At 53.5% G+C, this 22,911-nt stretch carries 25 protein-coding genes and 6 tRNA genes; 5 read left to right on the top strand and 26 right to left on the bottom strand.

What is annotated here, in order from left to right; genetic code table 11:
* Nucleotides 1-9 precede the first annotated feature (9 nt).
* Nucleotides 10-1,404: an adenylate/guanylate cyclase domain-containing protein gene (locus ACJJIJ_RS03975; RefSeq protein WP_444885488.1), complete on the top strand. Its 1,395-nt coding sequence runs from the start codon at nt 10-12 to the stop codon at nt 1,402-1,404.
* 13 nt (nt 1,405-1,417) lie between these two features.
* Here the strand turns inward: ACJJIJ_RS03975 and cyoD are convergent, their stop codons facing one another.
* The 17 genes from cyoD to msrB all read right to left on the bottom strand — a co-directional run bounded on the left by cyoD (nt 1,418) and on the right by msrB (nt 12,965).
* On the bottom strand, nt 1,418-1,738 hold the full coding sequence (gene cyoD / locus ACJJIJ_RS03970; RefSeq protein ID WP_252085298.1) for a cytochrome o ubiquinol oxidase subunit IV: 321 nt from the start codon (nt 1,736-1,738) through the stop codon (nt 1,418-1,420).
* Nucleotides 1,731-2,357, bottom strand: a complete 627-nt coding sequence (locus ACJJIJ_RS03965) for a cytochrome c oxidase subunit 3 (RefSeq protein WP_252085297.1) — start codon at nt 2,355-2,357, stop codon at nt 1,731-1,733. Before ACJJIJ_RS03965 ends, cyoD begins: the two co-directional genes overlap by 8 nt.
* Before the next feature lie 6 nt (nt 2,358-2,363).
* Nucleotides 2,364-4,439: a cbb3-type cytochrome c oxidase subunit I gene (locus ACJJIJ_RS03960; protein WP_252085296.1), complete on the bottom strand. Its 2,076-nt coding sequence runs from the start codon at nt 4,437-4,439 to the stop codon at nt 2,364-2,366.
* On the bottom strand, nt 4,436-5,311 hold the full coding sequence (locus tag ACJJIJ_RS03955; protein ID WP_444890781.1) for a ubiquinol oxidase subunit II: 876 nt from the start codon (nt 5,309-5,311) through the stop codon (nt 4,436-4,438). Before ACJJIJ_RS03955 ends, ACJJIJ_RS03960 begins: the two co-directional genes overlap by 4 nt.
* Before the next feature lie 376 nt (nt 5,312-5,687).
* Nucleotides 5,688-6,164, bottom strand: coding sequence for a hypothetical protein (locus tag ACJJIJ_RS03950; RefSeq protein ID WP_444938696.1), 477 nt, complete (start codon nt 6,162-6,164; stop codon nt 5,688-5,690).
* 85 nt (nt 6,165-6,249) lie between these two features.
* Complete coding sequence (locus tag ACJJIJ_RS03945) at nt 6,250-7,812, bottom strand: hypothetical protein (RefSeq protein WP_444888546.1); 1,563 nt, start codon at nt 7,810-7,812, stop codon at nt 6,250-6,252.
* Nucleotides 7,813-8,104: 292 nt separating this feature from the next.
* Nucleotides 8,105-8,935: an NADPH-dependent 7-cyano-7-deazaguanine reductase QueF gene (queF, locus tag ACJJIJ_RS03940; protein ID WP_444898620.1), complete on the bottom strand. Its 831-nt coding sequence runs from the start codon at nt 8,933-8,935 to the stop codon at nt 8,105-8,107.
* An 8-nt stretch (nt 8,936-8,943) separates the two neighbouring features.
* Nucleotides 8,944-9,717: an ABC transporter permease gene (locus ACJJIJ_RS03935; RefSeq protein WP_252085291.1), complete on the bottom strand. Its 774-nt coding sequence runs from the start codon at nt 9,715-9,717 to the stop codon at nt 8,944-8,946.
* Entirely contained in the window at nt 9,714-10,649 is a 936-nt protein-coding gene (locus ACJJIJ_RS03930) for an ABC transporter ATP-binding protein (protein ID WP_444938695.1), read from the bottom strand. The genes ACJJIJ_RS03935 and ACJJIJ_RS03930 overlap by 4 nt, the downstream gene beginning before the upstream one ends.
* 200 nt (nt 10,650-10,849) lie before the next feature.
* Nucleotides 10,850-10,925: transfer RNA gene (locus ACJJIJ_RS03925), tRNA-Gly, on the bottom strand.
* Between the two features lie 39 nt (nt 10,926-10,964).
* Nucleotides 10,965-11,040 (bottom strand) — tRNA-Glu (locus ACJJIJ_RS03920).
* A 114-nt stretch (nt 11,041-11,154) separates the two neighbouring features.
* Nucleotides 11,155-11,230: transfer RNA gene (locus ACJJIJ_RS03915), tRNA-Gly, on the bottom strand.
* A gap of 34 nt (nt 11,231-11,264) precedes the next feature.
* Nucleotides 11,265-11,340: transfer RNA gene (locus ACJJIJ_RS03910), tRNA-Glu, on the bottom strand.
* A 118-nt stretch (nt 11,341-11,458) separates the two neighbouring features.
* A tRNA-Gly gene (locus tag ACJJIJ_RS03905) sits at nt 11,459-11,534 on the bottom strand.
* Nucleotide 11,535: 1 nt separating this feature from the next.
* Nucleotides 11,536-11,611: transfer RNA gene (locus ACJJIJ_RS03900), tRNA-Glu, on the bottom strand.
* Between the two features lie 161 nt (nt 11,612-11,772).
* Nucleotides 11,773-12,549: a DUF1499 domain-containing protein gene (locus ACJJIJ_RS03895; RefSeq protein WP_444910063.1), complete on the bottom strand. Its 777-nt coding sequence runs from the start codon at nt 12,547-12,549 to the stop codon at nt 11,773-11,775.
* Nucleotides 12,546-12,965, bottom strand: a complete 420-nt coding sequence (gene msrB / locus ACJJIJ_RS03890) for a peptide-methionine (R)-S-oxide reductase MsrB (RefSeq protein WP_252085288.1) — start codon at nt 12,963-12,965, stop codon at nt 12,546-12,548. Before msrB ends, ACJJIJ_RS03895 begins: the two co-directional genes overlap by 4 nt.
* Nucleotides 12,966-13,090: 125 nt before the next feature.
* On the opposite strand from msrB, the gene ACJJIJ_RS03885 reads away from it, so the two are divergent.
* Together ACJJIJ_RS03885 and ACJJIJ_RS03880 are read left to right on the top strand one after the other, a co-directional pair.
* On the top strand, nt 13,091-14,305 hold the full coding sequence (locus tag ACJJIJ_RS03885; RefSeq protein ID WP_444939559.1) for a pyridoxal phosphate-dependent aminotransferase: 1,215 nt from the start codon (nt 13,091-13,093) through the stop codon (nt 14,303-14,305).
* Nucleotides 14,305-14,706 carry a hypothetical protein gene (locus ACJJIJ_RS03880; protein ID WP_252085286.1) on the top strand — a complete coding sequence of 134 codons (402 nt, stop codon included), beginning with the start codon at nt 14,305-14,307 and terminating at the stop codon, nt 14,704-14,706. The genes ACJJIJ_RS03885 and ACJJIJ_RS03880 overlap by 1 nt, the downstream gene beginning before the upstream one ends.
* Nucleotides 14,707-14,733: 27 nt before the next feature.
* Here the strand turns inward: ACJJIJ_RS03880 and ACJJIJ_RS03875 are convergent, their stop codons facing one another.
* From ACJJIJ_RS03875 to ACJJIJ_RS03855, 5 genes are read right to left on the bottom strand one after another with little or no spacing between them, the layout of a single operon-like run.
* On the bottom strand, nt 14,734-15,681 hold the full coding sequence (locus ACJJIJ_RS03875; RefSeq protein WP_444938694.1) for a class I SAM-dependent methyltransferase: 948 nt from the start codon (nt 15,679-15,681) through the stop codon (nt 14,734-14,736).
* Nucleotides 15,682-16,845: an ATP-NAD kinase family protein gene (locus ACJJIJ_RS03870; protein WP_444938693.1), complete on the bottom strand. Its 1,164-nt coding sequence runs from the start codon at nt 16,843-16,845 to the stop codon at nt 15,682-15,684.
* Nucleotides 16,836-17,987 carry a 4-phosphoerythronate dehydrogenase gene (locus ACJJIJ_RS03865; RefSeq protein ID WP_444938692.1) on the bottom strand — a complete coding sequence of 384 codons (1,152 nt, stop codon included), beginning with the start codon at nt 17,985-17,987 and terminating at the stop codon, nt 16,836-16,838. The genes ACJJIJ_RS03870 and ACJJIJ_RS03865 overlap by 10 nt, the downstream gene beginning before the upstream one ends.
* Nucleotides 17,984-18,877, bottom strand: coding sequence for a 5'-3' exonuclease (locus ACJJIJ_RS03860; protein WP_444938691.1), 894 nt, complete (start codon nt 18,875-18,877; stop codon nt 17,984-17,986). Before ACJJIJ_RS03860 ends, ACJJIJ_RS03865 begins: the two co-directional genes overlap by 4 nt.
* Nucleotides 18,874-19,470 (bottom strand): elongation factor P hydroxylase, encoded by a 597-nt coding sequence (locus ACJJIJ_RS03855; protein ID WP_444938690.1) that lies wholly within the window; start codon nt 19,468-19,470, stop codon nt 18,874-18,876. Before ACJJIJ_RS03855 ends, ACJJIJ_RS03860 begins: the two co-directional genes overlap by 4 nt.
* A 292-nt stretch (nt 19,471-19,762) precedes the next feature.
* Between ACJJIJ_RS03855 and ACJJIJ_RS03850 the strand changes: the two genes are divergently transcribed.
* Entirely contained in the window at nt 19,763-20,449 is a 687-nt protein-coding gene (locus ACJJIJ_RS03850) for a hypothetical protein (RefSeq protein WP_252085280.1), read from the top strand.
* Between the two features lie 89 nt (nt 20,450-20,538).
* On the opposite strand, the gene tusA is transcribed toward ACJJIJ_RS03850, so the two are convergent.
* Nucleotides 20,539-20,805 (bottom strand): sulfurtransferase TusA, encoded by a 267-nt coding sequence (tusA, locus tag ACJJIJ_RS03845; RefSeq protein ID WP_444938689.1) that lies wholly within the window; start codon nt 20,803-20,805, stop codon nt 20,539-20,541.
* Nucleotides 20,806-20,879: 74 nt separating this feature from the next.
* Here tusA and ACJJIJ_RS03840 point away from each other — a divergent pair, with 74 nt between their 5' ends.
* Nucleotides 20,880-21,170, top strand: coding sequence for an antibiotic biosynthesis monooxygenase family protein (locus ACJJIJ_RS03840; RefSeq protein ID WP_444938688.1), 291 nt, complete (start codon nt 20,880-20,882; stop codon nt 21,168-21,170).
* Here the strand turns inward: ACJJIJ_RS03840 and ACJJIJ_RS03835 are convergent.
* From ACJJIJ_RS03835 to ACJJIJ_RS03825, 3 genes are all read right to left on the bottom strand, one after another.
* Nucleotides 21,145-21,783 carry an alpha/beta family hydrolase gene (locus ACJJIJ_RS03835; protein ID WP_444938687.1) on the bottom strand — a complete coding sequence of 213 codons (639 nt, stop codon included), beginning with the start codon at nt 21,781-21,783 and terminating at the stop codon, nt 21,145-21,147. The genes ACJJIJ_RS03840 and ACJJIJ_RS03835 overlap by 26 nt on opposite strands.
* Nucleotides 21,776-22,000: a YheU family protein gene (locus tag ACJJIJ_RS03830; protein WP_252085276.1), complete on the bottom strand. Its 225-nt coding sequence runs from the start codon at nt 21,998-22,000 to the stop codon at nt 21,776-21,778. Before ACJJIJ_RS03830 ends, ACJJIJ_RS03835 begins: the two co-directional genes overlap by 8 nt.
* An 81-nt stretch (nt 22,001-22,081) precedes the next feature.
* Entirely contained in the window at nt 22,082-22,894 is an 813-nt protein-coding gene (locus ACJJIJ_RS03825) for a class I SAM-dependent methyltransferase (protein ID WP_252085275.1), read from the bottom strand.
* Nucleotides 22,895-22,911: the final 17 nt, after the last annotated feature.

Below are 22,911 nucleotides of genomic sequence, written 5' to 3'. Positions count from 1 at the left end.
TAACCACAAATGCAGGACCAGCTTGAGGGGAACAAAGGGCGAAATATCAGCCCGCATTACTCGACTTATTTTCGCTGCCTAATTCTTTTTGCGGCTGCGGGAACCCTGGTAACTGCAATCGAGTGGTCATCTTCTTGGCAACCGGACAAACTGCTCAATGTTGGTGCAGCGGCTTTTATGCTGGTTTATTGCACTTTTGCTCAATTCATACTCTACAGATCCCGCGATAAGAAGGCTTATAAAACCCGTCGCATCCTGAGATTTTCCGATACCGTATTGGTAGGCATTACCGTTGCCCTGGCTAATTTCAGCATGCTGCCATCTCTGTTATTCATTACGATGGTTCAACTCAATGCGCTTTCCCTGGGAGGGGGGCGCCAGTGGTTTGAGCACAACACCGGCCTTTTAGTCGGCGTGGTACTGGGTTATCTGATGCACAGGCCGGCATTATTGATTAACGCCGACCTCACCATAAGCACCATGAGCCTGATTGGTATCCTGGTCTACCTCTGTGCCTATGCCTTTTTTACTCACCGCCAGATTGGCAAGCTCAAGGAAGCCAACCACACCCTGGCAACAGAGCAGCGCGTAAGCAAGGTGCGCTCTTACAAACTCTCCAAGTATTTGCCACAACGCCTGTGGCGCTCCGTAACCACCGGCGATGAAGAAGCACTGACTACCCAGCGCAAGCTGCTTACGGTGTTCTTTTCCGATATCAAAGATTTCAGCCAGTTGACCGAAGAGCTCGAAGCGGAAACCTTTACCCTCCTACTCAACAACTACCTCTCAGAGATGGCCCGAATCGCTGGCCAGTATGGGGGCACCATCGACAAATTTATTGGCGATGCGGTGATGGTGGTCTTTGGGGATGATGAAAGTAAGGGCCCCAAATCCGACGCCCTGCGCTGTGTGGCTATGGCTTTGGCGATGCGCAAGCGGGTACGGGAAATGAAGCAGGAGTGGTACAACAAAGGGATTTCCCGCCCTTTGCAGGTGCGCATGGGCATTAACACTGGCTATTGCACCGTGGGTATCTTCGGCACAGCCAACTACCAGTCTTACACCGTAATGGGCACCCACGTGAACCTGGCTTCCCGCCTTGAAGGCGCAGCACAGCCGGGGGAAATCCTGATTAGCCATGAGACCTGGGCAATGATCAAACACACTGTTATGTGCCGAGACAAAGGGCATATTACGGTGAAGGGCATCAGCACCCCGGTTAAAGTCTACCAAGTCACCGACTTGCGTAAGAATCTCGGCGGACAGCAGAGTTACCTGGAGGAGCACGCCCCAGGCTTTTCTATGCACCTAGACTTGGATAAGATTCGCAACTACGACAAGGTCAAGGTACTGCAATCCTTGGAAAAAGCCACAACCAGCCTTAAAAGCAAAGTGATTATCTGAGCTTAGCGACCCGTCACATTGTGGTATGCATTCTCATTGCCAGGTTCCCCATGATCCAGGCAGTCCCCAAGACAATAATCAGTAAAATCAGCGTTGAAAAAAGGATCAGAGCCAGGTTATCCCGCCCTTCCTTTTGCGTTGTCACATTCAAGAAGCATTTGAGCTGTACCGCCAATTGGGCCACCCCAAGTAAACCTACTAGTATAAGTACACTCTTGTATTCCTTACCCAGAGCCAGTACCGCCCAGAATGCAGCCAACGTAAACACAACCGACAGCACATACCCGGTAAGATAGGTGCGCAAATGTGCGGAAAAACCGGATTTTTCAGCCATAGACCCAGCCACCAAAATAAACTACTGAGAAAATCCCAATCCAAATCAAATCCAGGAAATGCCAGAACAGCGCCAACCGTAAAAAGCGCAACTTCACCAAATCAGTCATGCCCACTGTAAGTACCTGTGCGATCATGACCAGCATCCACAGGCAGCCAAAGCTGACATGTAAACCATGTAGGGGCACCAAACCAAAGAAGGCTGATAGATAGCCGCTGCGCTGGGGCGTCCCTCCCTTGGCTGCCATTTCAGAGAAATCGAGCAACTCAAGAGTTAAGAAGCCCAGCCCCAATAGTAAAGTCACCACCACCCAAAACAGGAAACTACCCTGGCTGCGCTGGTGCTTCATGGTGATAGTGGCTATCCCCACAGTGAGACTGCTGGTGAGTAGCAACATGGTCTGCGCAAAAAGGCTGCCGAAATCAAATAACTCCCTGGGACCAGGGCCGCCTGCGGTCGCACCAATCATGGTGATATAGATAGCGAAAACGACCCCGAAAAAAATCAGGTCGCTCATCATAAAAACCCAGAATCCAAAGATCACCATATCCGGGTCTTTATGAATGGCTCCAGGGCTCTCTCTCATCCCCTTATTTAGCGCTGATGAATTCCCGTTCATCGGTTACTAATGCTCCAACTTAGCGTAGCCATGGTTTTGCGGAGTATTTTCCAGATCCCTGCCCACCGGTTCGGTATTTTTCACTAGTGTCAGCCACTTCTCCGTATCCTGCTGTACCTGACTCGCCGGAATAATTTGCTCACTGTCCCAGCGGAAGGTAGAGACGATTACCACAATGATAATGGCCAGAACGGAAATCAGGGCCAACCACCACATGTACCAGACCAATGCAAACATCAGGATGCCGCTCAGAGCGCATAGAATAAATCCCAAAGGGTTATTCTTGGGCATCTCTATATCCCGATAGACTTTTGGCGGTAAATAAGCACGCCCCTGCTCCTTAGCCTCATTAAATTCATCCCGGTCCGTTACCCTCGGCAGTTCCGCAAAATTGTAGGAAGGCGCAGGGGCTGGGATCGACCATTCCAGAGAGCGCCCATCCCAAGGGTCCCCCACAGGAACGCGATTTTTCTTGCGATCCCGTAAACTGACCAGCAACTGCAATACCAGGCTGATCAATGCGCATAACACCACCATGGCCCCGATAAAAGCCACCACCATGTAGGGTTTGAAAGTCAGATCCATATAGCTGAATGAGCGCCTTGGCATCCCCAGTAATCCTGCACCATAAAGGGGAAAGAAAGTGAGCATAAACCCGGCTACCCAAAGATATGCCGACCACTTACCCAAGCGCTCATCCAGGCGAAAACCAAACGCCTTGGGGAACCAGTAGTTATATCCGGCCAGCAAACCAAATAGCACTCCTGGAATTAGTACATTATGGAAGTGCGCCACCAAAAACAGGGTATTGTGTACTTGGAAATCTACCGTGGGGTTCGCCAGAATCACTCCAGACAAGCCACCGATCACGAATAAAATCAAAAATCCGATGGCGTAAATCATTGGAGTGGTAAAGCGAATTCGCCCGCGATACATCGTCGCCATCCAATCGTAGACTTTGACCCCGGTTGGCACCGCGATCAGCATGGTGGCGATACCAAATACAATATTGATGGTAGGACTCTGCCCCATGGTAAAGAAGTGATGAAGCCACACGGTAAAACTCAATACGGCAATAGACATGGTGGCAATTACCAATGACTTGTAGCCATATAGGCGCTTGGCGGAGTAAGTGGAGAACACCTCAGAAAAAATACCGTAGGCCGGCAGCACCAACAAATAGACCTCCGGGTGTCCGAACAGCCAAAATAAATTGGCATAGTTCATCATATTGCCACCGAGATCATTGGTGAAAAAGTGAAAATCCAAATAGCGGTCGAAACCAAGCATTAACGCCGCAACACTGAGTGGCGGCATAGCAAAAATCATCAGGATGGAGGAACACAATACCGTCCAGCAAAACATGGGCATACGGAAAAATTTCATGCCCGCAGCACGGCATTTTAAAATGGTGACGGTAAAGTTAATCCCCGTAAGAGTGGTACCGGCCCCGGAAAATACAATCGCCCACACCCAGTAGTCTGGTCCCACGCCGGGATTAAAGTCCGCCCCCGTATAAGGCGGGTAAGCAGACCAGCCCCCAGTAGAGAATTCCCCCACCACCAGCGAGACCATCAACAGAATCCCAGAAGACACGGTGACCGCCAGGCTAATCTGGTTAAGTACTGGGAAAGCAACATCGCGAGCACCAATCTGTAATGGCATTACAAAGTTGACCAGACCCACAACAAAAGGCACGGCAACAAAGAAAATCATAATAGTGCCGTGGGTGCTAAATAGCTGAGCGAAGTGATCTGCGTAGAGGAAACCATCTGGGGCAGCAGCCTGCTGTGCCCGCATCACCATGCCTTCCAGCAGTCCTCTGGTCATCATCACCAGTGCAAAGACTATGTACATGATGCCAATTCTTTTATGGTCTGTGCTGGTCAGCCATTCAGACCATAAAGTGCCCCATACGCGAAACCAGGTCAGTAGAGCGAGGATGGCGATGGTGGCAAAAACAACAATGGCACCAGCGGTACTGGCCACCACTTCACTTACCGAAAAATCGGTAAACAGCTTGCTGAAAACGATAGAATCCCAGCCCAGCTTTCCCAGCCAGCCATAGTCGGTAATATTCATGGCTGCGCACCCTCTGTTTTATCCTCACCCTGACCAAACTTCACCGTGCCGGGTTGCTCTTCCATACTAAGGGGCTTGCCCGAGTGATATCGCATAACAATGCTTTGAAACAGCTCGGGATCGGCAATGGTAAAATAGAGGGCATTGCTGGGCATTTGAGGCGTGGCCAACTGCTTTTGCATCTCTTTGCGGGTACTTCTTTCAGCCAGGCGATTATAGGTCTGAGCATCCAGCTCAATCCCCCTGGCCCGGACCTGTGCAACCCAGGCCTGAAAATCCTCTTCACTCTTAATCAATACATCAAATTTCTGCTCGGTAAATCCCTTGCCGGTATATTGGGTGTTTTCACCCTGGGTTTTACCATTTTTAGTTGCAATAAAATTGAGTCGTGTGGTCATGCCCGGCATCACATAGATCTGCCCCGCTAACGCCGCAATCCAAAAAGACTGCATCACGGTATCGCTGGTTAAAATCATGGAGACCGGAGTGTGTACAGGAACAACCAGTTCACCCACTGTGGCAATTTTTAAGTCTGGGTAGATAAACAACCACTTCCAGTCCAGTCCCACCACTTGCACTTGGACAGGAGGAAATACGCCTTCTATTTCCTCATAGGGGTCCAGAGCAATGGTTGCGCGCCAAAGCATAAAAGAGAGAACAAAAATCACCATAAAGGGAACACCCCACATGACGACTTCCAAAGGGCCGTAAGACTCCCACTTGGGCGCATAAATACCTTTTCCCTTCTTACGGCGATACTTAAATAGAATGACTGGCACCAGAATAAACACGGGCAGCACCGCTACCATGGTAAGTGCTGTCGCCCAGAAAAAATGTGTTTTCTGTTCATGGGCAACGGGCCCCAAAGGCATCAGAAAACTTTCAGTGGCAGAGCTTGAAGAGGGAATCAAAAAAAGAAAAAGAAATGCGAAAAGAAGGCATACTAGCCAGAAGGATCGGTACTCAATACAACCCCAGTAGCGAACCCAGTATTGCACAAACCTGACAGGGGCCACGGTATTCCAATCCATTGCAATGCCTACCGACCTTAGGATTCAGCAGGCATTCCTATCAGATTACCCGCCACAAAAAATTCACCGTACACATAAACCACATCAGGTGCTCAGCACACTCTTCCGTACGGCTCTTCTCACCAGAATAGCTGAACAAATTATGTTTTAACTTCACCTACCCCGCAGGAGGAAATGGTTTGTGGTGGCCAACTCCATGAAACGATGGCATCAGCGCCTAGAAAACACCATCCTGCATCATTTGTTGAATAACGGTTTCCACATATTCCAGGGCATCTCCCTCCCTGGGACGGCGAATTTCCCCCATCATATAGTTCGCCAGGAAACTTTCGGATTCCAGGGACCAATACACCTCTTCCGATGGCGCAAAATATAAACGGGTTTCGACAATGGCCACTTGAGAGTTGGAAACATTCCTATTCAGTTGTTTAAAGCTGATCAACTGTGTCACCAATAGCGTGTCAAATTGATATTCAGCCAGGACATCAGCCAGCTCCCCCATCGTGGGAACCTTGCCATCGGCTGCAAAATCACTCCATGAGAGGGCATTCACGCCATAGCGGCCCAACTGCTCCACCCAAATACTCTCCACATAGATACCAACTATTGGGCGAGGAACCAAGGTAAAGGCCAGGACCAAAGTTTTTCCCAGCGAGCGCTCTGCAACCAGCGGCGAATGCCAAGTGTCAGTCACCACTGTTCTCGGTGAATTACAGGAGGTTAAAAAACCGCATAGCAAAATAAAGCGCAACACTATTGATATCGCACATCTGAAACCACTAGAACGAGATGCGGCTGGTGAACTGGGTCCGCCAGACTGAACCATAGGCTCCATCTTTGTCCTCCCTGGTTCCATAAAGGGCCTCAACGCCAAACAGCCAATGCGGCGTCGGGGTCCAGGTCAGATTAATACTGCTGTATTGGGTTTGATAAAATGAGGAGCCCGGCTGGAAATCCAGGTTGTCCTGATGCACCAGCCCATAGGTTGCCACGGTATAGAGGCACGGACTCCACCAGTGTTGATAAGCCAGATACCAACCCAGAGTTGGAATTGCCTCCAGCCGATTATTGACGAAGTCATAGCTCGCATCGGGGGGCTCATCATCCAGAAGGCTTCCATAGCCATAGCCATAGCTAAAGGAGTAGGAGGCAAAATCCGGCGCAAGCCTACCGGGCATATCAATCACGCCACTTAAATTGATACCCCATCCGGTATCCGAAACGGCAGACTGTGGTTCCCCACTGCCACGCAGGTCCCGCAGGATAAAACTGCCCTGAAAGTTAATGCGGTCTGTTTGGGAAATAACCGCTACCACAAAGTCCGGCCAGCGAGACACTTCCAGTGCATTCTGAAAAACCCGATCAGTTGGCGCATCCAGGGAGACTTGCAGAGTGAGAGTTGGATCATATTTACGGCTCCAACGCGCAACCGGACGCATGAGCGCTAACAGTGAGTTGGGGCCTTCGTAATCCAGGGTGTTTGGTGAGGCGGTTAAATTACTGAACGTGGACCAGTCGAGGCCCAGCCGTAAATCTCCGCCCAGCAAAATATCACTGACCTGGCCGTATGCTTTGCGCAGACGCAGCAAAGGCTCACTGACTGTCGGATCGCGAAGGAAATCCATAGAAAATTCATTTTCGATTAAACGACCGCCCCAGGGCGTTCTTGACTTGAGCACTAGTCTCGATACCTGAACGGAAACATTGGTCTGACCATCCTCACCCTCCGCTGCGGTTCTATTGCTGGTGACAATAGCACTGGTCGTGAACTCCGCCGGGCTGACAATGGCGCCGGTGTCATAGTTAGCATCCAGCTCGGCGAAGCCATTAATTTTTATTCGAGTGCGACTGCCGAGCACAGGGATAGACCCCGGCCAGTCGGTCGGTACACTGGAAATGATTTCTTCGATATCCGTCTGTTCCGGATGCTTTGGGTCTCCCCTGGCCCGAGGGGGCGGTAGGGAGCCAGGCGGGATATCTTTGCGTATGAGCTCTAATTGATCGCGCAAATCATCGAGCGCAACGCCATCCACAGGCTCACTGTATTCTCTCGATGGAGGAACTGACGGCATTGGTACTGCCGGAACTGGCGCAGCCGGGGAATTTTCTGGGGGCCTCGCCCTGCGCAGCTCTTCCACCTGTTGCCGCAAAGCCTCTAGATCAGCCTTTTGCTGTCGGATTTGCGCTTCCTGTGCCTCGAGTTGGCGCTGCTGCGCTTCGATCACCTTCATCAATTGATCGGCTTCAACATAAACCTGGGCATTGGCGGGAGTGGAGGAAATAATTTGGATGAAAACCACAAGCACAGCGGGTAGCGCTGGAGACTGTGTTTGGATTTCCATATCTAGGGGGCCTATGGATCTGTGTAAATCATTGGCGATACACCAATTGCAGCTTATTTACTTTTTATCGAGCCAAGAAAAGTGAATAGCCACTAATGTAACTGTACAGGCCCATCAATAGGCTACATCCAATACACCTGCACCCAAAAAGCTATCCAGGAAAGCTTAGCCCAAGAGGGAACAGCGCCACGTGTGACACAAGGTTTAAGGCCGGAGTGTTTTAATGCTGTGGGATTTGACGATATTGGCCACAGAAATACCTGAGACCAATATCACCTGTATTAGCAATAATTTACTGACGGGCGAAGCGCGGCGGTAGAGGCTTCTCAATACGGGTGGAGCGCAGCGGGTTGATATCCAGCCCTCCCCTGCGGGTATAGCGGGCACAAACTGTTAACTCGGAAAAGTCCGCAAGGTTTTGCAGATCGCAAAAAATCCGCTCCACACAGTGTTCGTGAAAATCCTGGTGCTCACGGAAGGAAATAATGTAAGCCAATAGCGCTTCGCGCTGCAGCATCGGCCCCTTGTATTCCACCATTACCGTCGCCCAATCCGGCTGGCCGGTAACCGGGCAATTACTGCGCAACAAGTGGCTGTAGAGAGTTTCAGTAACCTCCACACCACTCTCTTCCAGCGCCAGCAGTGTCGAGTCCGGCTGGTATTGCTCTACGGCAATATCCAGCTGGTCGAGACAGAACCCTTGCGGCCTCTGCACATCCAGGGAGATATCTTCCACCTCCAGCAGGGTCACTTCCACAGCCATACCCACCGCAGCGCTTAGATCCCGCACCAGGGTATCCTGAACCAGCTGCCAGGAATCAAAGCGGCTTTGGTTAAAGGAGTTTAAGTACAATTTGAAGGACTTGGACTCCACCATACAGGGGCTTTCCGCGGGAAAGCTGAAGCGCGCCACCGCCACTTGGGGTTTGCCCCTGGTATTGAGCCAGGAGAGCTCAAATCCCCACCACTCATCTTCCCCAAAAAATGGCAGGGCGCCAACGGACAGCCCCAGTTGGGCTCGGGAAATGGATCGCTGAATCGGGTGCAGTAGCTCTGGGTTATAGCTGGATTCGTAAACGGTTTCCCGACCCAGCGGGAGGTTCTGCCAATCTTCTCTGCTCATACTCAACCTCAGTGCCTCAATCGCTTGCCGTGACTCATCAGGTAAAGTCCCCAGCTGGCGAGAAGCGCAATAAAAACCAAGACCCCAACAAATGCCCAGGCCACATTAATGTCGGAAACACCCAGGATTCCATAGCGAAAGGAGTTCACCATATAGAGAATCGGGTTCAATTTCGACAATCCTTGCCAAAAGGGCGACAACAGATCGATGGAGTAGAAAACACCCCCCAAATAGGTAAGCGGGGTCAAAACAAAAGTGGGAATAATCGATATGGCGTCAAAGCTGTTGGCATAAATCGCATTGATAAAACCCGCCAGAGAGAATAGCGCCGATGTGAGAAACACAATAGCGATGGTGACTCCCAGGTGTTCGACTCTGAGAGAAGTAAAAAACATCGCTACTAGAGTGACAATCAGGCCTACAACCAAGCCACGCGCAACACCGCCCAGTACATAGCCAGCCATCACCGCCCAATTTGGCGTGGGCGATACCAGCAGCTCCTCAACACTGCGCTGAAACTTAGCACTGTAAAAAGAGGACACGACATTGCCATAGGAGTTGGTGATCACTGACATCATAATCAGCCCAGGTACCACAAACTCCATATAAGGGTATCCACCCATTTCACCGATACGGCTGCCAATAAGAGAGCCGAAAATCACAAAGTACAACGTCATGGTGATCACCGGCGGCACCAGGGTCTGTGGCCAGATGCGCATAAAGCGGCGCACCTCCCGGCGGAAAATGGTGCTGAAGGATATCCAGGTCAACTTACCGCTCACGAATCCAACCCCTCTTCTTTTTCCTCGGACAACATGGAAATAAACAATTCTTCCAGGCGGTTGGCACGGTTGCGCATACTGGTCACGGTGACGCCCTGGGCCTTGAGCTCGACAAAGACCTCTGTCAGTGACTGCCCTTTTTCTACAGTGATTTCCAGGGAATGATTATCCAACAGGCAGCATTTAAACCCCGTAAGCTCCGGTGCCTCACTTAGGTATTCGCTGCAGTCGAGAATAAATGTCTCGCGGTTGAGAGTCTTCAGCAGGGACTTGATAGAGGTATTCTCAACGATAACACCCTTATCGATAATGGCGATATTGCGGCACAGGCTCTCCGCCTCCTCCAGGTAATGGGTAGTGAGAATAATGGTGGTACCTCGAGCGTTAATTTCCTCCAGGAAGCTCCACATGGAGCGACGCAGCTCGATATCCACCCCAGCAGTAGGTTCATCCAGAATCAGTAGTTTTGGCTCGTGAATCAGCGCCCGTGCAATCATCAGGCGGCGCTTCATCCCCCCAGACAGCATACGCGCCTGGGTGTGTCGCTTGTCCCAAAGTCCCAACTGCTTCAGATATTGCTCTGTGCGCTCCTCTGCCAACTTGCGCGGCATTCCATAGAATCCCCCCTGAGTAGCCACAATATCGAAGACTTTTTCAAACTGACTGAAATTGAACTCCTGCGGCACCACGCCTAAAAGGCGCTTGGCAGCGGCAAAATCACTGTCGATATCGACACCAAAAATCGACACACTACCGGCAGTCTTACGCACCAATGAGCAGATAATGCCAATAGTGGTGGACTTACCTGCACCATTGGGGCCCAGCAGAGCAAAGAAGTCCCCCGGCTGCACTTCGAAGCTGATCCCTTTCAGGGCCTGGAAGCCGCCTTCGTAGGTTTTTTGCAGGTTATGGATAGATAGTGCGGCGGTCATTGTGAATTCCTATGCTGAAGGCGCCATTCAACGCGCTTGCCCGAATAATTTCAACCGGCGGAAACACAGGGAAGCCCAAAGCCGCGGAGGCGGAATTCCAGGCGCACAGTCGCACTCCGGCAATACCAGTGCAAGTAATAAACTTAGAAGCAATATATCGGAAAATAAAAAAGCCGCTCGAGTGAGCGGCTTTTTTATTTTGGAGCGGGAAACCGGGTTCGAACCGGCGACCTCAACCTTGGCAAGGTTGCGCTCTACCAACTGAGCTATTCCCGCGTTTTGTGTTGGCCCGGCAGCATTGCTGCCGGGCCGTATTGGCATCCCCAAGGGGAGTCGAACCCCTGTTACCGCCGTGAAAGGGCGGTGTCCTAGGCCTCTAGACGATGGGGACAGAAACTTTGCACTACAACCTCTTCGGTCCCGTGCTGCCACGCTGTCCATGGCTTTGCCACCTCGCGGTGACTTTACTTTTGAATGGGGCCAAAGATCCATCCAAAAATAAAATTGGAGCGGGAAACCGGGTTCGAACCGGCGACCTCAACCTTGGCAAGGTTGCGCTCTACCAACTGAGCTATTCCCGCAATTTGACCCGGTAGCATTGCTAACGGGTCATATTGGCATCCCCAAGGGGAGTCGAACCCCTGTTACCGCCGTGAAAGGGCGGTGTCCTAGGCCTCTAGACGATGGGGACAGAAACTTGCACTTCGACCTTAAGGTCCGGTGCTGCCATGCTGTCCATGGCAATGCCACTGATTTCTCGGTGGCGTGCTTTGTGAGCTGACTAGAGATCATCTCGCAAAGCGGAAACTTGGAGCGGGAAACCGGGTTCGAACCGGCGACCTCAACCTTGGCAAGGTTGCGCTCTACCAACTGAGCTATTCCCGCGTGGCATCCCCAAGGGGAGTCGAACCCCTGTTACCGCCGTGAAAGGGCGGTGTCCTAGGCCTCTAGACGATGGGGACCCAGAAACCTTCTGTCGTTTCGCTGCGTTTTAAAGTGTAGCTCTGCGTCAGAAGTGGGGCGCATTCTATGTACCGTTCGGGATACTGTCAACACCCGAATTGAATTTTTTTTCTTTTATTGTCAGATACTTACCTAACACTGCCGGTTGCGGGAAGATAATTTAGGCGTCAGAGGGTTCTCCGTACTGCTCGCTGAGTACACGCAGGTGCAGCTCCTCAATAAACTCACGAATACGCTTTGCGTTGGCCCCTAGGTCACTGACTCCCACACGGGAACTAGAACGCACGTCCACCCGCGAGCCACCATCATCTTCCGGCCGTACTCGCACCACGATGTCGTCGGTAAAGCCTAACAGCAAGGTTCGGTCGGTTGCCTCGATATGCCCCTTCTCTGGTTCGTAAGACACAATCTTCCAGCCCAGTTTCTTGGCAACCTCCGCCGCCAGCTCAGTGGTGCGGGCAACAGGCATATGGACATGCAGTGGATAGATGTCGGAATAGATATCGGTTTCACGCTGCAGGCTCGCCACAGGCTCGCCGCCGTATGCGGCACTATTGTCCCCAGGCTTACGCAAGTCGAGGACTGCTTGGTATGCCGGGGGGTTGCGGGTATCGGTAGTGATATCGTGGATTTTTGGTGCATTGAAATTATCTTTGCCCACAGTAATAAGGGGCACAGCTACTGGCAGCAGTCCCAGCAACGCAGCCCAGAGGGCATTGCTGCGCGCCTGGGGCCTGTGATTGCGCGACCCCCAGACAAACACCAGTAAACTCACCAGTGCGACAGTCAGTGCCGCCCCACCCGCGTAGGTAAATATCATGAAGACCAATTCGAAGCGCAACAATCCGAACCGCAGTGCCATGCCTGCGAGCACAATAATCCCGAGTAGCCCCCACTGCACCCTGAGTAGCCAGCGGCTCCAGTGTACTCTCCTCACTTGCCCTCCTCTTCGCCGTCTTCGTTGAACTCCTGGTCCAGCCTCACCGACAAGGAATTAACACAGTATCGAAGGCCGGTTTCAGTAGGCCCATCATCGAACACATGCCCTAGATGACTGTCGCATTGACTGCAGCGAATCTCGATACGTTCCATACCAAAACTATTATCGGCTAGCTCTCGAATAATCCCCACGCTAAATTCCTCATCGAAGCTGGGCCAGCCACAGTAGCTCTGGAATTTTGCTCCCGCATCAAACAAAACCTCGCCACAACAGCGGCAGCGGTAGAGACCTTTGTCAAAAACATCCCAATATTCCCCGCTAAATGGCGCTTCTGTCCCCCCTTTGCGACAGACCTCAAACTCCTCATCTGTCAGCTGATCTCGCCAGTAGTTATCGTCTTTTGCTTTTGCCATACTGTCTCGTTCCGTTTTAATCGTTCTCGCAGGAGCGGTAACCGCCGCCAGTGGAATCCCGCCTATCGCGCAGCTCGCTCGCGGCTGAGGCTGCTCCTGCCAAGCTACAGGGCTGCCGCACCAACATGAAGGACATCCATAAATCTGAAAAACTGCACGGCGTCTGCTATGAGATTCGCGGCCCGGTGATGGAGCAAGCCCATCGCATGGAGGAGGAAGGCCACCGTATCCTCAAGCTGAATATCGGCAACCCCGCCCCCTTCGGCTTTAACGCCCCCGATGAAATCATCCAGGACGTCATCCACAATCTCTCCCAGGCCCAGGGCTATGTGGAGTCCAAGGGATTATTCGCCGCGCGCAAAGCTATTATGCAGGAGTGCCAGACCCTGGGTATCCAGGGAGTTGAAATTGATGACATCTATCTGGGCAACGGTGTCTCCGAGTTAATCTCCATGGCCACCCAGGCACTGCTCAACAATGGCGATGAGCTGCTGCTGCCCATGCCCAACTACCCCCTGTGGATGGCCGCTACCAATCTCGCTGGTGCCAACCCGGTACTCTACCGCTGTGACGAGGAATCCGGCTGGCTGCCCGATATTGAGGACATAAAAGCAAAAATCACGCCTCGCACCCGCGGCATTGTCGTGATCAACCCCAACAACCCCACGGGGGCGATTTATCCCAAGGCTTTGCTGGAAGAGATTGTAGAGGTGGCGCGCAGCCACAATCTGGTGATTTTTGCCGATGAAATCTACAGCAAGATCCTCTACGACGACGCCGAGTTCACCCCCATGGCCAAACTGGCCCCGGATGTGCTCTGCCTGAGCTTCAATGGCTTGTCCAAATCGTACCGCTTGGCCGGCTTCCGCTCCGGGTGGATGATCATCAGTGGAATCAAGCATCGCGCCAAAGGCTTTATTGAAGGGATGGAAATACTCGCCTCTATGCGCCTGTGCGGCAATGTACCGGCCATGTATGCCGTGCAAACCGCACTGGGGGGCTATCAGAGTATTAACGACTTGATACTGCCCGGCGGCCGCTTGCGCCAGCAACGCGATCTAGCCTACCGCATGCTCAACGACATTCCCGGTGTCAGCTGTGTCAAACCTAGTGGTGCCATCTACCTGTTCCCCAAGCTGCACCTGGACCACCACAAAATCGATAGTGATGAACAGCTGGTATTGGAATTCCTGCGCCAGGAGAAAATCCTGCTGGTACAGGGCAGCGCTTTCCATTGGGACGCGCCCGATCACCTGCGCATTGTCTTTCTGCCCCGCGCCGACGACCTCTCCCACGCGATTGAGCGGCTGGGTTACTTTTTGGAGCGATATACCCGCTGATGTTGGACGATTTACATATCCACGACTTTTATCGCGATGCCGGCAGAATTCTGCTGGCACTGTTTGGTCAGTTCCCCCTGCCCTCCACCATTTACGTGGAGGACATTGCCGGGCCAGACACCCCCGACGAATTCGGCCTGCACTCACCACGGCACCTGGCCTGCCTGGGTGCCCTCAGCTGGTTAAAACAGAGCGGTTACATTCACTTCTCCCAGCTGGTGCGCCAGGAAGCTGCGGAGGAAGTGGTACTGAGCCACCGGGGATTTCTGCTGTTGATCAACAAGGAAGAAAATTCTGGCCAGAGTAACGCACAGCTGCTCAACAGCGCCGTGCGCGATGGTTCCTCTGCAAAGTTACAGGCGCTGGTGGAGCGCCTGATGCGGGAGTTTGCCGCACTGTAAATAGAGTGGTTTGAGCATCACCGCTATTTAGTATCGCAAACTCTGACGACGATATTTAACGTGCAGCATTTTTAGGGCGGCATCCGGGTCCCGATCGGGAAAATCCGGGTTTTGCGCCAGCCGCTCTACCACTTCATAGCCGCTATCGGCACCGAGTATCAACTCGCGAAAGTGCGCTTCGCTGTGGCGCGGGGAGTTGATCACCATCAGCAGATCTGCCTCATCCGCGAGGCAGGCAGGCAGTTGTTGCAGCAGTTTTTCGTAGTTGTGACTCACATCGAAGCGGCCTTTCTGGCGTGTGGGTGGGTCTACGATAGCGAGATCAAAGGGCCCCCGGCGGTCGAAGCGCTTGAACTGGCGCAGTGCATCGAATTGCAAAAATTGAATACCTCGCAGGGACAGGCCATTCACCTCGTGGTTTTCTCGGCCGCGATTCAAAACGCCCCGATTCACATCCACATTGACGATCTCAATATCCCCAGCGGCTCGAGCCACAGCAGAAAAAGCACAGGTAAACGCGAACAAATTCAGCATCTTCACCGATTTGCGCTCCGAGCGCTCCCGCACCTGCGCTTCAAGCCAGGCGCGGCCGGGTTCGATATCCAGAAAGAAGCCAACATTCTGACGATCAAAGGTCAGCGGAAACTGCAGACCGTTGCGCTGTGCCACTGGTGCGGCAACCGATTCGCCACACAACCACTCCAATGGTGCACCGGGGAGATAGCGACGCTGCGCGGCCACCCCCTGATAACCGTATGATTCGGCCATCTGCCAGAGCTTCTCGCACAACTCCCCTTCCCCCTCGTACTCCTCAAAAAAAGTAACCAGTAATGCAGGGGAAAAACTATCGACACAAACCTGCTCCAGGCCTGTAAAACAGCGACCACGCCCGTGAAACAAACGCCGGCTGTCACCGCCGCCCTGAACTAACTTGGGCTCTACTTGCTGCAGCAACACTTGCCAATCGGTAGACACTCAGACTTCTCCATTGCTTAGGGGGTAGAGGATCGCATCGCGGTAGCCGGTTACCACACGGATAAAGCCGCTCCACTGCCGATCCAGTTCGGGGTCACCACTATCCACTAACAGGGGGCGCCCGCCGAGTTCAGTTATTTTGGTTTTGGTGGCGACAACCACCAGGTTTTCACGACCCACTTGGCTTAGGACTCTGGGGGAGAATTGCTGGTTACCGCGGCCGATCAGATGGCCCTGGCCTCCGATGGCAGTGAGAATAATTTTTACCTGACCATTTTTTTTCACACTCTTGTGTGCGGCAATCGCTGCCTCAATCTGCGGCGCGCTCACATCTTTTTGCAAGAGGGCGCCATCACAGAGCAGGTCCACCCCCAGCAGGGTGCCGTCACACCCCAATTCACTAAAGACAGCTAAGGTAGTTGAACCGGGACCGACGATATACAAGGTATCCGGCTCTAGTTCCTCGACAATCTCCGCGGCGATATCCGCCACAGCCAGCTCTTCCACCTCGCGCCCGGCGTTCTTTACTGCCTGCAGGAAGTGGCCCTCCTGGGGCACCAGCAGCTCGCCGTAGTGGCGAGTGCTCACCCGCCCCTGGCGGAAGCTATTTTCATCGATATCACGCACCTCGCGCTCACACAAATCCACCAGCTTACCGGCCAGTAATTTACGCAAAACTTCTCCACCGGCCTTGGGGGAAATCGCGAAACAAGCGGAGTGCATTTTGACACCGGCGGGAATACCCAGTACTGGAAAGTGATCACCCAGGACGTTGGTCATATTGCGCGCAGTGCCGTCACCGCCAATAAAGACGATCAGGTCGGCACCGGCGTCGCGGATCGCCATTGCCGCTCTCTCGGTGTCCTCGGGGGTTGATGGGGTGGACTCGGCTGCACCCACCTCACGCACGGCAAAGCCCAGTGCACTAGCCGTATCCGCCCCCATATCACCGGCAAAACACAAAAACTCCAGCTGCTGCCGAAACGGTAGCAAGGCCTCCAGGGCAATCGCGGCACGCTTGTGGGATTGCGGCTCAATACCAGCCGCCAGGGCCTGCGCCACTGTCTCGGCTCCATCGCTGCCCTTAAGCCCCGCTGGGCCGCCAACACCGGCCCAAGGATTGATAATCAAACCCAGTTTCTTAACTTGTTTTTCTAATCGCACATGAGCCCCAGTACTGCCAACTCTTCTCTCTCTTTTTTACCCAGGGCCTGCGCTGCGGCGCGGTAATGGGAAAACTCCAAACGCTCGGGATATTCACGGCGCAGGCGGTCGAAAGCCTTGGCCATAGGTTCTATCCCTCGAGCCACTTCGCGCAGGCGCGCATCATCTTCGCGTGGGTCATACATTTGCAATAACAAATTCGCTATTGGCGCCGCCCCACTAATCACCGGCTCAAGTTGCCTTCTAGAGACTTCAGCTTGCGTATCGCAGGTGGCGCCAGTGTTTTCAGGCTGGGCCAGATCCAGCGCATTGGAGAGCGCCTCGCGAATTATGCGGGTGCCTGTGAGCTTGCCATCCAGGCTATAGCCGGCAATATGCGGGCTCCCCAGGTCCACCAACTCCAACAGCTCAGTGTTGATTCCCGGCTCCCCCTCCCAGACATCCAGCACTGTCATAAAACGCTTTGCCCGCTGTAACACCTGTAATAACGCGCGATTGTCCACCACCGCACCGCGACCGGCACTAATCAAAACAGCGCCGTCGCGAATCTGTGCCAAATGCTCAGCACCGATCATATGCAAACTGGGGAAGGGCCCATCTTTAACCAGAGGGGCGTGCAGGCACACAATGTCCTGACTCAGTACGTGTTCAAGGGGAGCAAAGTCGGGGTTATCTGGCAGCCAGGGATCGTAGACTGCACAGCTCGCACCCAGGGCATGCAAGCGCTTCTGCAGCAGCCCTCCCACATTGCCACAACCGACAATGCCAAAGCTGCGCCCTCGCCAGTCCACCGCTAGGGCGGCCAAAGTACAAAATACATATTCAACCACGGAGTTGGCATTGCAGCCCGGCGCGGCACTCCAGTAAATACCATTGCGCTCCATCCAATCGGTATCCAGATGATCGGTGCCGATGGTACAGCTACCCACGAAACGTACCGGCGTGCCTTCCAGCAGGCTCTGATTCACTCGTGTGACGGAGCGCACCAATAGGATATCGGCATCAATCAATTGCTCGCGCGTCAGTGTGCGGCCCGGATAGCGTAACAGCGTACCCAGATCGCCAAAATATTGCTCCAGTGCCGGTATATTCTCATCGGCAACAATCTTGAGGCCAACGCCCTGTGCGTGGCTTTCACTCATGTAGATTCTCCTTCAGCGCTCACCAGTGTGCGCTCCATTTTTCCTGCCAGCCTGCCGATCCCGAACTCCTTGGCCAGAGCCGTGGCCAACTCAACATCCACAGGTTGTGGACGCAAATCACTCACCTTAATGCCAAGGGGGATATCCTCCACCAGGCTTGCGAGGCGTTTTGCCAAGCGCAGCTGGTCGGAATATTCCCCCAGCCGCTGGGCGAGTCCTTTCGCACCCCGAATGGGCAGTGTTGTCACTCTCTCTTGCTGTGCCAACAGCGCTTCGACATCATCAAACTCGCTCAGCAATCGCGCCGCAGTCTTGGCACCAATGCCGGGTACTCCGGGAATATCGTCACTGCTATCCCCCACCAACGCCAGGTAGTCGGCAATCTGCGCGGGTTTTACACCAAACTTCTGCTCAATGGCCGCGCTGTCCATATGCTGGTTTGCGGCAAAATCCCAAAGACTGGAGGCTCCGCGAGCCAGTAACTGCCCCAGATCTTTATCCCGGCTCACAATGATCGGGGCATGATTGCGCAGTTTTCGCGTCAAGCTGGCGAGAATATCGTCCGCCTCATAACGCTCACTGGAGAAACTGGCGATACCCAGGGCTTCCGCCATCCCCCGGCAGGCCGCCAGCTGAAAGGCCAGGGCTTCATCTGGCAATGCGCGACTGCATTTATAGTCCGGGTAAAGCGTATTGCGGAAGCAACTACCGAGAGATTCATCGAAAGCGCAGGCGATGTAACGTGGATTTCTCGCCAAAAGATCCAGCAGGAAGTTGGTGAAGCCGTAGACCGCTTCTGTGTCGTAACCACTGCGACTCTGCCAGTTGGGAGGCAAGGCGAAGTAGTAGCGAAAGATATAGACAGAAGAGTCGACCAGAAAACTACTCACGATAGCTCCCGCAGCTGATAGATATCGCCGCTCAATGGATCTGGCTGAGTAAACACCCCTGCAAGCGCAAGAGCGAAAGTACGCGCCCGCTCATTGGGCCCCTCCGCACAATAGCGCTGAACCTGACGCCAAATAGCCTCTTTGAAACTGGTGCTGGGACCAAGGCCACTCTCCAAGTTGTCCGCACTGACACGGAAGCGGAGACCACATGCACGGGCGAAAATCCATTCCAGCGCCTGGGGTTTGACCTCCACCAACTCGAATTCTGCTTGTTGCTCGGCACTGCGCCCATCTGGAGCATACCAATAGCCATAGTCGGGCAACTGTCGGCGGACCTCACCGGCCACACACCAATGGGCCACCTCGTGCAGTGCGCTGGCCGCATAGTCGAGAGTGAACTCGACCTGATGATGGCCCTGCTGGCCCCCAGCGGGCCGATAGTAAGGTTCGGAAAAACCGCCGCAAAGTCGGGTATTTAGCCCTTTTGGACTGGAAAAACAGCGATTGAAGACCGCCACAATACGCTCGGCAGTGGATCTGGCTGCTAGAGGAGTATTAGAAACTGGAGCCATTTCTAAGTGAGTGACGGGCAAGATGTTCTCCGGGATACCGCAAAGGCGGGGACTATATCAACGGGAGCGCCTCGATCAAAGCCGCGCCGCTTCTGCAGGCGTTAGCGGGCCGGTTGTATTTCCGGAAATCAACATATACCTTTACTCACAGGGAGGCCGCTGAACACCTGCCTTTTCAGCGTATTCCCCGAGGAGGGGTCTAATGCAGTCAAATACCCTCCTGCCCCGGTCTTCTTTCAGAGATAGGGCCTTGGCAGTCGCACCTTGATCTGATCGGAGACGGTATATAACCGGCCCTGCCAGGAGGTGTTCCATGACAGACCACAGCATCAACAATGTGGTTGACCTCTTCACCGGCGAGCCGATCGAAACTTCTGCGGACAGGCGCTTTATTCGCCTTTCGCCGGAGCTAGACGGCTTGGAAATGCTCTACTCCAACAACTCCAGCGGTACAGACCTATACAGCTTAAAAATACTCTGCTGGGGGCTTAAAGCGAATGGCGAGGTCGTTGGCCTCGTTCCCTGGTTAAACACCATAGTGGCCTGTCCAGATATCAAGGACCCTTTGGACGGACGCTTCGAAGGCTACTACGATCCCGGTATTGAAGACATCTTCCACCATCCCCCAATCCACAAAGTCGTCGAGTTGGAGACTGCGGCGGAATACTTTGAGTTTGAGAGCAGCAAACCCGAGGAAGTTCTGCAGGAGATTCCCGATACCATCGGCACCCATGCGGTGTTTATGGATAAGGACAGGGAGAACCTGACACTGATCGAGGTCATCAGCTGGAGGCTGCACGCCGACGGCGTTATTCACGGTATGCTGATCGATCACGATGTCGTTGAGACCACTCCGGTACTACCGGGAGATCACTGCCTATACCCAGCACAGGAGAGTGAAGGCTTTCGCTACTTCTTCCAACATCATATCGCCAACAAGATCAAATCTGAGGACCCTGAGGCACTAGCCGCGATCGCCGCTCTAGTAACGGCGCCATAAGAGTTAACAGGCCATAGAGTCAGTACAAAACTTATTCGGGAGTGTGCCCCCGGTGCCGTCGAAGCGGGACCGGGGCGCTATCTGACCAACTATTCCGCTTTCTTGATCCAATACACGAACTCGTCGTTCTCCTCTGCGTGCTGCACCAGTTCATAGCCGAGAAACTGGCAGAACTTGGGCACATCCCGCTGCGTCGAGGGATCGGTGGCCATCATTTTCAATACTTCCCCATCGGCAACATTTCTCACCGCTGAGTGCAGCATCATTACGGGTTCCGGGCACAACAGGCCGCGGGCATCGAGGGTGTGATCAAACTTCATAATATTTATTGTGCGCAATTTAGCGCACTTCGTCATCTAGAAACTGGCTGCCGACTCTTCCGCTGACAGCCGCGCTAAAATCCATTTAGGCCCTATCGCATTGTGGGGAGATGATGATCTATGTATTGATTGAGCGAGAAATTGCCGCCGAAATGCAGAGCAGCTACGAGGAGGCCGCACGAAGAGTCCTTACCTGTGCCTACCGCACCGTTGGTTTTATCGAGGGACAGACCTATATCGAAAAGGGCAATCCATTGCGCCGCTTTACCCTGTCTAAATGGCAGTCAGAACTGCACTGGCAACACTGGTACACCAGCGAGGAGCGACGCGCCCAAATGGCCCAGTTGGCCCCACTGCTAGTGGGGGAAGAGCGCATCACGATCCTGGAAACCGCTGCATAAACCCCGCCACTTTATCCACCGCAGTCTGCCAGTGTTGGGCTTGGGTAAATCCACTCGCGCGACGGGGCTTAAAATCGTGGTCACCATCGGCCAGCCACTCAATCTCAATAGCCTCTGCCAATCCATAAGTATTCACCTCTGCAAAGCTGCCAAGTGGATCGCGATCTCCCTGCACAATCAAAGTGGGGCAGGCAAAATCTAGCAGGTGCTCAGTGCGGAGCTTCTCCGGCTTGCCCTGGGGGTGAAATGGATACCCCAGGCAGATAAGCCCGGCAACCACCCCCTGCGCATAGCTGTCATTGGCCAGGAGGCTCGCTACCCGCCCTCCCATCGACTTGCCCCCAATAAACAGGGGTAAATCACCGGCAAACTGCTCAATCTGGGCGTTAAAGTTCTCCTGTAACTGCAACATGGTGTTAGGCGGCCGCTTGCCGCCTCCGCTGCGGCGCTGGGCCATATAGGGAAACTCGAAACGCACCACTTCGATACCCTGCTCACACAACCCAGCGGCCAACGTCTGCATAAATTCACTGTCCATGGGCGCACCGGCACCATGGGCAAACAGAAAGCGCGCTTGAGGGGCTTGGGGCTCATCAATAAGGTATTCAGACATCGGTAGGCAGATCCTCGGCCAGCACCAGATTGACGGTCTCCTCGCCGGGATCGAACCAAATTACCACGTCACCGGACTGCAACTGACGGCGCAGGCTAGCCACCTTCTCCGGTAGCTCCACCTCGCGCTCACCATACTCGGTGCCCTCACGGGTAGCATACTCTTCCAATAGGTTCTGCAAAGTGTTGGGATCCAACTGCGCAAAGGGAATGATCATACAACTTTCATATCTAGGTGAGATGGGAGCGACGAACGCCGCTCCCGGTGTTTACCTGTATTGGTAAGTGGTTATTTAAACTTAGGATTTTGGCTTGCGGAAGCGTAGAGTCATGCGGTCACTCTCGCCGATGGCCAGGTACTTGTCTTTGTCCTCATCACCCAGGCGGAGAGAGGGTGGCAAAGTCCAGACACCTTTCGGGTGCTTGGCGCTATCTTTCGGGTTGGCGTTGACCTCACTGCTCTCTTCCAGCTCAAAACCAGCCTTCTTGGCTGCTTCGATAACATACTCCTGAGTTACATAACCGCTCTTGACCATATCCTCTTTACTGGTACCAGGCTTGGCGCGATGCTCAACCACACCGAGAACACCGCCGGGTTTCAGAGCGCTGTAAAAGCTGGCAAAAGCCTTATCTTCATAACCGCGGTACATCCAGTTGTGTACGTTGCGGAAAGTCACCACCGCATCGGCACTGCCTGCTGGGGCTATCTCACGGCCGGTTTGCGGTGAAAACTCGGTCACTACGACATTCTTATAGGCCTTCTTGTCGGCAGCTAGCTTGTCTTTAAAGCTTTTCAAAGAACGTTGATAGTAAGAGGACTCGCTATCCTCGGGGAAGTGCGCTGCATAGAGCTTGCCCTTCTTGCCCAGGTAGGGCCCTAGGATTTCGGTGTACCAGCCACCGCCAGGAGTAACCTCCACTACCGTCATATCTGGCTTAATGCCCAAAAATTCCAGGGTTTCTGCCGGGTTACGGTACTGGTCTCGCGCAACGTACTCTTTGCTGCGGTGATCCCCCTGAATGACAGAATTCAAGTCGGCAGCCTGGGCGCCACCAGCCAGGGCCAGAGCGCCGGCCATAGCGAGCAGAGATTTCTTGATATTGATCGTCATAATCGTTCCTGTGTTGT

It is taken from the genome of Microbulbifer mixtoriginis (SeqCode), from assembly GCF_052467945.1.
The sequence above is the reverse complement of the archived record's forward strand: the minus strand, read 5'-3'. Positions and strand labels throughout refer to the sequence as shown.